7 protein-coding genes are annotated in these 10,757 nt (G+C 73.5%); 4 read left to right on the top strand and 3 right to left on the bottom strand.

Going from position 1 to position 10,757, the window contains the following annotated elements; genetic code table 11:
- A partial coding sequence (locus WML84_RS08840) for a TetR/AcrR family transcriptional regulator (protein ID WP_347345777.1) occupies positions 1–576 on the top strand: 576 nt, incomplete at its 5' end.
- A gap of 102 nt (positions 577–678) precedes the next feature.
- On the opposite strand, the gene WML84_RS08845 is transcribed toward WML84_RS08840, so the two are convergent.
- The gene (locus WML84_RS08845) at positions 679–1,923 is read right to left on the bottom strand and encodes a globin domain-containing protein (protein ID WP_347345778.1); all 1,245 of its coding nucleotides are present in this window, start codon (positions 1,921–1,923) and stop codon (positions 679–681) included.
- A 162-nt stretch (positions 1,924–2,085) separates the two neighbouring features.
- Complete coding sequence (locus WML84_RS08850; protein ID WP_347345779.1) at positions 2,086–3,333, bottom strand: hypothetical protein; 1,248 nt, start codon at positions 3,331–3,333, stop codon at positions 2,086–2,088.
- 237 nt (positions 3,334–3,570) lie between these two features.
- Here WML84_RS08850 and WML84_RS08855 point away from each other — a divergent pair, with 237 nt between their 5' ends.
- Genes WML84_RS08855 through WML84_RS08865 form a run of 3 tightly spaced genes read left to right on the top strand, consistent with a single transcriptional unit; the run spans position 3,571 to position 9,255 of the window.
- Complete coding sequence (locus WML84_RS08855) at positions 3,571–4,287, top strand: hypothetical protein (protein ID WP_347345780.1); 717 nt, start codon at positions 3,571–3,573, stop codon at positions 4,285–4,287.
- 1 nt (position 4,288) lies between these two features.
- On the top strand, positions 4,289–5,824 hold the full coding sequence (locus WML84_RS08860; protein WP_347345781.1) for a DNA polymerase Y family protein: 1,536 nt from the start codon (positions 4,289–4,291) through the stop codon (positions 5,822–5,824).
- Entirely contained in the window at positions 5,824–9,255 is a 3,432-nt protein-coding gene (locus tag WML84_RS08865) for an error-prone DNA polymerase (protein WP_347345782.1), read from the top strand. The genes WML84_RS08860 and WML84_RS08865 overlap by 1 nt, the downstream gene beginning before the upstream one ends.
- Positions 9,256–9,307: 52 nt before the next feature.
- On the opposite strand, the gene WML84_RS08870 is transcribed toward WML84_RS08865, so the two are convergent.
- The coding region (locus WML84_RS08870) for a carbohydrate-binding domain-containing protein (protein WP_347345783.1) at positions 9,308–10,757 on the bottom strand (1,450 nt) is incomplete at its 5' end.

Here is a 10,757-nt window from a genome sequence, read left to right on the forward strand (position 1 = left end):
GACGACGACATCCTGCGGGCAGTCGCCGAGCTGGTGGTCGAGCGGGGCTATGCGCGCGTCACGATCGACGAGGTCGTCGCACGCGCACGCACGAACAAGCCGGCGTTCTACCGGCGGTTCCGTGACCTCGCCGATGTCGTGCCGCGCCTGCTCGCCGCCCGTCACGGCACTGATGAGGACATCGACACCGGAAACCTGGTTGGGGATCTCGTCGAGGTGCAGCGGCGTCAGCGCGATCTCTTCACCGATCCGGTCGTGACGCGAGGGCTCGTCGGCTGGCTCGCCGAGGTCGACACCGAGCCGGTTCGCGCCGCGCCGTTCCTGGCCGGCTACCTGGGGCCGCGGCGTGCCTACACGTCCGTGATCCTGGGGCGCGCCGAGGCGCGGGGCGAGATCCGGCCGGGTGCCGATCCCGCCTGGATCGCCGATCTCCTCACCGGGCCGCTCCTCATGCGGGCGGTCATGCCGGGACTTCCCCCCGCGGACGACCTGCTGGTCGCCCGTACCGTCCACGCCGTGCTCGATGTGCTGGGCTTCCGTGGCGAGCGAACGGGCCTGGCGGCATCCGGCTCCTGAGCGCTCGAGCCTCGTGGGTCACGCGGCTCGAGCGTGCCCTGACCGCAGACGAGCGACCCGGCGCGGACTGCCGCTGTCCGCGCCGGGCGATCTGCACGAGCGCTAGACGCTCGCGGGCACCTCGTCCTCCGCGGGGGCGTTGCCCGGATCCTGCGCCCACAGGTCGGGTCCGAACACCTCGTAGTGGATCTTCTCGCTGTCGAGGCCCTTCTCGATCAGCGCGAGACGAGTGCCCCGCATGAACGGCAGCGGGCCGCACATGAAGGCCGTGGCGTCCGCGGGGATCTCGATGTCGGACAGGTCCATGAAGCCCTGTCGCGCCGGCCGCAGCGTGGGGGCCGACTCCGCGCCGACCTCGTACCAGTTCTGCGAGCGGATGTCGGACATCGCCAGCACCTGGCGCCGCAGCCCCGCGTAGAGCGCGTGGTTCTCGTGCGACTTGTCGGCGTGGAACAGCCACACCGGACGGTCGGGCTGGCGCCGTGAGAGATCCTCGATGATGGCGGCGATCGGCGTGATGCCGATTCCGGCCGAGACCAGCACCAGGGGGCCGTCTGCGTCGTCGAGCACCATGTCGCCGGCCGGCTGCGAGACGTCGAGGATCGTGCCTGGCTGCGCGTTCTCGTGCAGCCACGTCGAGACCTGGCCGTCGGGCGCGCCGTCGATGCCGCGGACGCGCTTGATCGTCACCCGCAGGGAGTCGCCGCGAGGACCGGACGAGATCGTGTACTGGCGCGGCTGGCGCTCGCCGGTGGGCAGGTCCACGGCGATCGCGACGTATTGGCCGGTGCTGTGGGCGGGCACCTCGCCCTCGACGGGTGCGAGGAGCAGCGAGAAGACCTCGTCGGACTCTTCGAAGCGCTCGACCACGCGGTACTCGCGCCACGGATGCGCCGGGTCGGTGCCCGCGAGGGCGTAGAGCTTGGCCTCCTCCGCGATGAGCGAGCAGCCGAACAGCCAGTACACCTCGTCCCACGCGGCGGCGATCTCGGGGGTGATCGCGTCGCCGAGGACTGTCTTGACGGCCTTCAGCAGGTGGTGGCCGACGATCGTGTACTGGGTCGCGCCGATGCCGAGCGAGACGTGCTTGTGCGCGATGCGCTGCATCACCGGCGTGAAGTCGGGAGCGGCGGGGTCGATCAGCTGCACCGCGAACGCCACGACCGAGGCGGCGAGGGCCTGCGGCTGCTCGCCGATCGCCTGGTTCGCCTTGTTGAACACCTGCAGCAGCTCCGGGTGCGCGGCGAACATGTCGGGATAGAACGTGCGGGTGATCTGTTCGGCGTGCGCCGCGACCACCCCGGCCGTGGCCGCGACGATCTGCTCCGACTCCGGTGAGAGCTTCATTCTGCCTCCTTGCATGGGTCCGCCCTGCCGGGCCTTCCGCCAGAGGATGCCAGAACGGCCGCGGCCGGCGGGCCGGCGTTGACCGTGGTAATTCCCGTGCGCGAGTCGGCGCGATGACCAGGAACGGTCAGGGCGATGCGTGGGGGCGATGCCCGGGGAGGGTCAGAGCGACGCGTAGGCCTCGAACGTCGCGGCATCCGGCAGCGGATCGAAGAACACGGCCTCGAACTGCACCTTGCCGCCACCGGTAGGAAGGCGGTCGACGTAGGTCCGGGTGCCGCCGACGATGCTCCCGTCGGCGGCGCGGGCGACGACGGCGACGGAGACGAGCTCGTGCTCGTCCTCGAAGTCGCCGCTGATCGTCCCGGTCACGCTCGTCGAGTAGTCGTCGGTGACCGGCACGAGGTCCTCGATCGTGAAGGCCCCGGTCTCGTCGCGGGGGCTGCGGATCGCGGAGGAAGCAGCGGGCACCTGCACGTTGAGCGAGGCGATCTCGCCCTGACCGACGGAGAAGAAGGTGCCGGTGAGGGCCGTCCGCCCGGACAGCAGCGTGGTGTACTCCGGCGCCGTGTCGAGGATCGTGCCGGCCGCGTCGAGCGCCTCGATGTCGATGGAGGCGAAGTCGAACACGTGATCGGGGTTGGGGTTCTCGAGGATGACGACATACCACCACATGGTCGGGTCGAACGACTCCCGGCCGAAGGCGACCTCGACGACCTCGAGCTCCTGACGCCCGTCGGCCGTGTCCGCGCCGTCCTCGGCGGGACTGGTCGCGACGGGGCCTTCGCCTTCGCCGACGACCCCGCGCACCGCGGGGGCGAGTGCCAGGAGCGATGCGACGACGACGACGATCGACACGATCCAGGCGACGACGGCGAGGACCAGCGCGGCGATGCCGAGGCCTTTGCCGCCCTGCTTCCGGCTCACGAGCACGATGATGGCGAGCACGACCGCGGCCAGCAGGAGCGCCCAGGAGAACCAGTTGACGATCGGGAGGAACGACCCGACCGCGCCGACCCCGGCCAGCGCCAGTGCGACGATGGCGAGCGTCTTCGGCCGGGTGTCGGGGGCGGGGGATGCCGGTGGTCCGGACGGCTGGGTGAGCCCGGCGGCACCGTAGGGAGGCTGTCCGGGTGCGCCGTACGGAGGTTGACCGGGTGCGCCGTACGGCTGGCCGGGTGCGCTGTAGGGAGGCTGGCCGGGTGCGCCGTACGGAGGCTGGCCGGGCATGGGCGCGCCGTAGGGCGGCTGTCCGGGCACCGCGTAGGGCTGGCCGGGCGCGGGTGCGGCGTAGGGTCCGCCCGGCGGGGCGGAGGGCGACTGCGCGGGGTCGCCGGTCGGCTGGAGGGGATCGTCCTGGTCGCGATCGCTCGGGTCGGACATCGTGTTCTCCTCCGCTGATGGGGACATGCGTCGAGGCGATCGTGAGCCGTGCCGCTGCTCGGCGCCGTCGCCCGAGTGGGTGCGACGACGATGCTGCCCCCCGGCTGCCCCCGCCTACGGGCTGCCGCCCGTCGACTCCCACAGTAGCGGCGTGAGCGTGCATCCGGCGGACCTCCTGCGTCGATGTCGGAAGGGGGAGATAGCTTCGATCATGTTCCCACAAGCTTAGAATAGATGTTCTAATAGAGGCGAAGGAGAGTGATCGTGCAGCCAGTCCGGGCCGGAAGCGGCGAGCTCCATCGGCTTCGCACCCAGTTGGAGCGGGTGCAGGCGAAGCGGCTGAGCGTTCCCGTGCTTCCAGCCGATCCGGCGCTGGCGGGACTGCTGCCCGGAGGAGGGCTCCGACCGGGGGCCGCCTATTCGCTGGGCGGCTCGATGTCGCTGCTGTTCGCGCTGCTGGCGCCACCCTCCCGCGCGGGTTCCTGGTGCGGCGTGGTCGGCATGCCTGCGCTCGGCGTCGAGGCCGCCGAGCGCGTGGGGGTCGAGCTGTCCCGGCTGGTGCTCATCGCCGAGCCCGGAACGCGCTGGCTCGCGGTGACGGCCACGATCGCCGAGGTGCTGCCGGTCGTGGCCGTGCGTCCAGGGTCGCGGGCGAGGGATGCCGATGTCGCGCGGCTGGCGGCACGCCTGCGCGACCGCGGCACGGTGCTGCTGGTGCAGGGGCCGTGGGCGCAGGCGGAGGCGGTGATCGACGTCGCCGAGCCGCACTGGTCGGGGCTCGGCGACGGACACGGCTGCCTGTCCGAACGGGAGCTGACCGTGTCGGTCTCCAGCCGCCGGTTCCCGAGACCACGTCGGGGGCGGATGCTGCTGCCCGCGCAGGACGGCACGGTCGCCCCTTCGCAGGGCCCGGGTCTGCCCGCCCTGACGCAGCACGCGCCGGTGCAGCGGGGGCCCGAGCGGATCCGGGCGGCGGGCTGACATGGATGTCGCTCCCGTCCGCAGCCTCGTGCTGTGGGTGCCCGACTGGCCGGTCGTGGCGCTCACCCGCGAGGACGCCTCGCCGCCCGATCCCGCGCAGCCGATCGCGGTGCTCGACCACGGGGTCGTGGCCTCCTGCTCCGACGCCGCCCGCGCCGACGGGGTGCGGCGCGGGCAGCGCCGGCGCGACGCGCAGGCCCGGTGTCCGGGCCTGCGCATCGCCGAGGCCGATCCGCTGCGCGATCAGCGGGCCTTCGCCCCGCTGATCGCGCGGGTCGAGGCCCTCGCCCCCGGGGTTCAGCTGGTGCGGCCGGGGCTGTGCGCGTTGCGCGCGCGGGGTCCCGCCCGCTACTACGGGGGTGAGGCGGAGGCCGCCGGGGTGCTCCTCGGCGCGTTCGCCGAGGCGGGGGTCCCGCAGGCTCGCGCGGGGGTGGCCGACGGTCCGTTCACGGCGGAGCAGGCGGCCCGGGCGGCGCGTGGGCGCGATGCGGTCCGAGTGGTGCCGACGGGAGGCTCCGCGGACTTCCTCGCGCCGTTGCCGGTGACGGTGCTGGGAGACGAGCTGGCCGGGCTCTTCGCCCGGCTGGGCGTGCGCACCCTGGGAGAGGTCGCCGGTCTCACCCGGGAGCGGCTCGTGGAGCGGTTCGGGGCGCGCGGGGAGCGCCTGCACGCCCTCGCCTCCGGAGCGGACTCCCGACCGGTGACGCCGCGGACGCCGCCGCCCGAACGGCATCGCGAGGTCGTGTTCGAGCCGCCGCTGGAGCTGGCCGAGCAGGTCGCGTTCGGCATGCGCCAGGCCGCCGAGCAGTTCGTCGCCGGGCTCGGGGCGACGGAGCTGGTGTGCACCGAGCTGCGCGTGGTGCTCGTCGGGGAGCGCGGGGAGCGCAGCGACCGGGTGTGGCTGCACCCGGGGTCGTTCGACGCGGCGGCCGTCGTCGACCGGGTGCGCTGGCAGCTGGCCGAGACCGACGGGTTCGACAGCGGCGTCACGCGGGTGCGCATCGAGCCCGAGGCGGTGGACGAGGCATCCCACCACGTCGCGACCCTCTTCGGATCGGGGGCCGAGGAGCGGGTGCACCACGCGCTGTCGCGCGTGCAGGCGATGCTCGGCCATCGCGGGGTCGTCACCGCCGCGGTGGGCGGCGGACGGTGGCTGAGCGAGCGGCAGCTGCTCGTGCCGTGGGGCGATCGGGTCGCGGCATCCGATCGCCACGTGCCGTGGCCGGGGAGTCTGCCCGATCCGCTGCCGGCGACGGTGTTCGAGCAGGCGCCGACGGTCGTGGTCGCCGATGCCGGGGGCGAGCCGGTCGTCGTCGGCGAGCGCGGCGAGGTGAGCGCTGCGCCCGTCGTGCTGACGGTGGCGGGGCGGTCGAGGGTGGTCGAGGCCTGGGCGGGGCCGTGGCCGGTGATCGAGCGGGGGTGGGATGCCGCGCGGTCCCGGCGTGCGCACCGGTTCCAGGTCGTCGACGCGGAGCAGACCGCGTGGCTGCTCGTGTGCGAGGGCGGCGCGTGGCGTGCGGAGGGGAGGTACGACTGATGGGCTTCCACAATCCCTCGGTGCCGTGGTCGGAGATGGAGCGCCTGCTCAGCGACCGGCGGCGGCCGTCGGGGGTGCCCGCCGACGCGGACGGGGGCGACAGCCCGGGGTGGTCGCGCAAGCGCGGCGCGTACCGCCCGCCGCCGATCGTGCGGCCGGACGACCCGGTGCCGTACGCCGAGCTGCACGCGCACTCGTCGTTCTCGTTCCTCGACGGGGCGTCCTCGCCCGAGGAGCTGGCCGAAGAGGCCGAGCGCCTGGGCCTGCACGCCCTGGCGGTCACCGACCACGACGGGTTCTACGGCATCGTGCGGTTCGCCGAGGCCGCCGAGCGGCTCGCCGTGAAGACCGTGTTCGGGGCCGAGCTGACGCTCGGGCTGTCCGGATCGGGCGTGCGCGCCGACCGGCTGCGGCACGCGCCCGATCCGGAGGGGGAGCACCTGCTGGTCCTCGCACGCGGGGAGGAGGGGTATCACCGGCTCGCCCGGGCGATCACCGACGCGCAGCTCGCGGGACCCGAGAAGGGCAGCCCCCGTTACGACCTCGACGAGCTCGCCGCGCACGCGGGCGGCCCCGGCGATCCGCACTGGGCCGTGCTGACCGGGTGCCGCAAGGGGCCCGTGCGGCGGGCGCTCGCCGAGGGCGGGGCCGAGGCGGCGGGTGCGGCGCTCGACCTGCTCGTGGACCGGTTCGGGTGGGTCGAGGTGGAGCTCGTCGACCACGGGAACCCGCTGGACTCGCGCGACAACGACGTGCTGGCGGCGCTCGCCGCGGAGCGCGGGCTGCCCGTGGTCGCGACGAACAACGTGCACTACGCCGTCCCGGAGCGCGCCCATCTGGCCGCGGCGATCGCCGCCGTGCGCGCGAACCGCGGGCTCGACGAGCTGGACGGGTGGCTGCCGGCCCATCACGGCGCGCACCTGCGGTCGGGAGCGGAGATGACGCGCCGGTTCCGGCGGTACCCGGGCGCCGTCGCCCGCACGGTCGCCCTGGCCGACGAGCTCGCCTTCCCGCTGCGCCGCGCCCGGCCCGCGCTGCCGAAGCTCCCCGTGCCCGCGGGGCACACGCCGATGTCGTGGCTGCGTCACCTCGTGTGGCAGGCGGTGCCGTCGACCTATCCGCGACTGCGGCCGGACGAGCGGGCGCGCATCGAGCGGGAGCTCGGCGTCATCGAGCAGAAGGACTTCCCGGGCTACTTCCTCATCGTGCACGGGATCGTCGCCGAGGCGCGGGATCGCGGCATCCTGTGCCAGGGTCGGGGCTCGGCGGCCAACAGCGCCGTCTGCTTCCTGCTCGGCATCACGGCGATCGACCCGATCGGGTTCAATCTGCCGTTCGAGCGGTTCCTGTCGGCGCTGCGCGACGAGGAGCCCGACATCGACGTCGACTTCGACTCCGAGCGGCGCGAGGAGATCATCCAGTGGGTGTACGGGGAGTACGGTCGCGACCGGGCTGCGCAGGTGGCGAACGTCATCCAGTACCGGCCGAAGAACGCCGTGCGCGACATGGCGAAGGCGCTCGGGCACTCGCCCGGTCAGCAGGACGCCTGGTCGAAGCAGGTCGAGCGCTGGGGCGCGATGCTGGCCAGCGGCTCGGACCACGACATCCCCGATCGCGTGATCGCGTATGCGAGCGAGCTGCTGAAGGCGCCGCGTCACCTCGGCATCCATTCCGGCGGCATGGTGCTCACCGATCGCCCGGTGGGCGAGGTGGTGCCGATCGAGCACGCCCGCATGAAAGACCGCACCGTCATCCAGTGGGACAAGGACGACGCCGCCTGGATGGGGCTCGTGAAGTTCGACCTGCTGGGCCTCGGGATGCTCTCCGCGCTCAGGCACTGCTTCGACCTCATCGCCCAGGCCACGGCGGAGCGGTGGGACCTCGCGACGATCCCCAAGGAGGAGCCGGCGGTCTACGACATGCTGTGCCGGGCCGACTCGATCGGCGTGTTCCAGATCGAGTCGCGCGCGCAGATGGGTCTGCTGCCGCGGTTGCAGCCGCGACGGTTCTACGAGCTCGTGATCGAGATCGCCCTCATCCGCCCCGGCCCCATCCAGGGCGGCGCGGTGCACCCGTACGTGCGGCGCAAGCTGGGGAAGGAGGAGGTCACCTACCCGCACCCCAAGCTCGAGCCGGTCCTGGAGCGCACGCTCGGCATCCCCGTCTTCCAGGAGCAGCTCATGCAGATGGGCATGGCCGTGGGCGGGCTCAGCGGCGAGGACGCCGACCTGCTGCGACGGGCGATGGGCTCCAAGCGCGGCGTCGAGCGCATCGAGTCGCTCAAAGAGAAGCTCTACGCCGGCATGGCGGAGAACGACATCGTGGGGGATGCCGCCGACGACATCTACGCGAGGATCCAGGCGTTCGCGAACTTCGGGTTCGCCGAGTCGCACTCGCTGTCGTTCGCGCTGCTCGTGTACGCGTCGTCGTGGCTGAAGCTGCACTATCCGGGCGCGTTCCTCGCCGGGCTGCTGCGCGCTCAGCCGATGGGGTTCTACTCGCCCGCGACCCTCGTCGCCGACGCACGGCGCCACGGCGTCGAGGTGCGCCGCCCCGACCTGCTGCGCTCCGGCGTCGAGCCCACCCTGGAGCCGGTGGAGGCGGATGCCGCTCCTCGGCCGCAGGACGTGGGCCTCGCCTCGTGCCTCGATCGGAAACAGCCGAAGCCGGTCCCGTTCGAGCCCAAGGCTCCGGACGAGTCCGCCGCCCACCGCCGCGACGGCGACCTGGCGGTGCGGCTGGGGCTGGCGGGCGTGGCCGGCATCGGCAAGGCGTTCGCGACGCGCCTCGTCGACGAGCGGGACCGGGGCGGCCCCTACCGGGGCCTGCGCGACCTGGTCCGGCGCACCGGGGCGACCGTGGCGCACCTGGAGGCGCTCGCCACCGCGGGGGCGTTCGAATGCCTCGGGCTGTCCCGGCGGGAGGCGCTCTGGCTCGCCGCCTCCGCCGCTCAAGACCGCGTCGAGTTCCTCCCCGACTCGGTCGTCGCGGTGCAGCCGCCGCTGTTCCCCGATCCCACGAGCTACGAGGTGCTCGCCGCCGACCTGTGGGCGACGGGCGTCTCCACCGACGACCATCCGCTGACCCACTACCGGTCGCAGCTGGACGCCCGCGGCGTCCTCGTCTCGCGGGAGCTGCGCGTCCACGAGACCGGGCGGAGGATCGAGGTGGCGGGGCTCGTGACGCACCGGCAGCGGCCGGCGACGGCATCCGGCGTGACGTTCCTCAACCTCGAGGACGAGCACGGTCTCATCAACGTCGTGTGCTCGGCCGGCGTGTGGTCCCGGTACCGGCGGATCCTGCGCGACTCGCCGGCGCTCATCGCGCGGGGGATGCTGGAGCGTTCGCCCGAGGGGGTCACGAACCTCCTCGCCGACGCGTTCGAAGACCTGCGTGTGGGAGTGCGGCACCGCTCCCGGGACTTCCAATGACCGGCCCGGGTCGTGCGGCTCGGGCGACCGCACGTCTCAGGACGGCCGGCCGTCAGGGGCGCTGGCCGTCGGGGGCTCCGCCGCCACCGCCGTCAGGGCCGGCGCCGCCGGGACCGCCGCCGCCGGGACCCGTCTCGGTGAGGCCGGTGCCGGCCGTGGCCGTCGCCACGGTCGCGCCGTCGATCACGACGCCGTAGCTGCTCCCGGCGGTGAGCGCCGCATCGCTGACCAGCACGGCGCCGAACGACGCCGCGGCGGTGTACGAGACGACGACCGCTCCCGCGGCATCCACGATCTCGACGACCGAGCCGGCCGATCCCGACACGGATGCCGAGACCCAGGTCTGCGCGCCGACGGGGACCTTGAGCGTGCTGCCGCCGACGAACAGGGTGCCGCCGTCGAGCGTGATGGCGCCGTTGGCGTCGACCGCGCCCTCGCCGCCGCCGGTCGGGCCGTAGACCGCGACCTCTCCGCCGGAGACGGTGATCGAGCCGTTCGAGTCCAGCGCGTCGCCGACGGCCACGACGCGGACCGTGCCGCCGGAGATCACGAGCGTCTCGCCGGTGTCGGCCTCGCCCGCCATCCCGCCGCCCATGCCGCCGTCGGTCGTGGCCTCCGAGTTGCCGGCGGCGTTGATGCCGTCGTCGCTCGCGGTGACGTCCACCGTGCCGCCCGAGATCGCCACGTCGACGCCCTCGAGGCCTTCGACGGCACCGGTGACGGTGACCTCGCCGGAGCGGATCTCGAGGCGCTGCTCGGCGTGCACGCCGTCGTCGCCCGCCGCGATCGTGAGCGTGCCGCCGCCGATGCCGACCGAGCCGTCCGAGTGCACGCCGTCGTCCGCGGCGTCGATCGTCACGTCGCCGCCGTCGACGACGGCGACGACGCCCGCCGAGACGCCCTTGGGGGAGTCGTCGGCGGCGGTCGCGGAGCCGCCCGCGGTGATCGACACGGCGCCGCCGGTGATCACGGCGTCGGTGGCGGCGGCCACGCCGTCGTCGCCGCTCGTGAGCGTGAGCGTGCCGCCCGAGATCCACACGAAGCCCTGTGCGGCGTCCTGATCCTGGTCGCTCTTGAGCGCGTCGCCGTCCGCGGCGACCGTGACCGTGCCACCGGAGACGAGGAGCGCGTCCTTGCCGCGCAGGCCGTCGTCCACGGCGGTCACGGCGATCTCGCCCGAGACGACGACGAGGTCGTCGGTGCTCGTGATGCCGTCGTTGCCGTTGCCGGTGACCTGCAGCGAGCCGGAGCCCGTGATCGTCAGGTCGGCGTCCGCGTAGATCGCGGCGTCGGCCGCGGTGTCGTCGGCGTACGACGAGGCATCCGACACCGCGTTGTCGCCCTCGAGCGAGATCACGACGTCGTCGGCGGTCGTGACGGTGATGGCGGGCGCGTCGGATGCCTCGATCGTGGCGTCGTCGAGGATGAGCACGACCTGCGCGTCGTCGGGGGCGGCCACGACGACCTGGCCCTCGAGCGACCCCGACAGCCGGAACACGCCG

It is taken from the genome of Microbacterium sp. (assembly GCF_039812165.1).
GTDB lineage: Bacteria > Actinomycetota > Actinomycetes > Actinomycetales > Microbacteriaceae > Microbacterium.

Coding starts and splice junctions, on each gene's coding strand:
- WML84_RS08845 (WP_347345778.1), bottom strand. CDS start 1,923: ATGAAGCTCTCACCGGAGTCGGAGCAGATCGTCGCGGCCACGGCCGGG.
- WML84_RS08850 (WP_347345779.1), bottom strand. CDS start 3,333: ATGTCCCCATCAGCGGAGGAGAACACGATGTCCGACCCGAGCGATCGC.
- WML84_RS08860 (WP_347345781.1), top strand. CDS start 4,289: ATGGATGTCGCTCCCGTCCGCAGCCTCGTGCTGTGGGTGCCCGACTGG.
- WML84_RS08865 (WP_347345782.1), top strand. CDS start 5,824: ATGGGCTTCCACAATCCCTCGGTGCCGTGGTCGGAGATGGAGCGCCTG.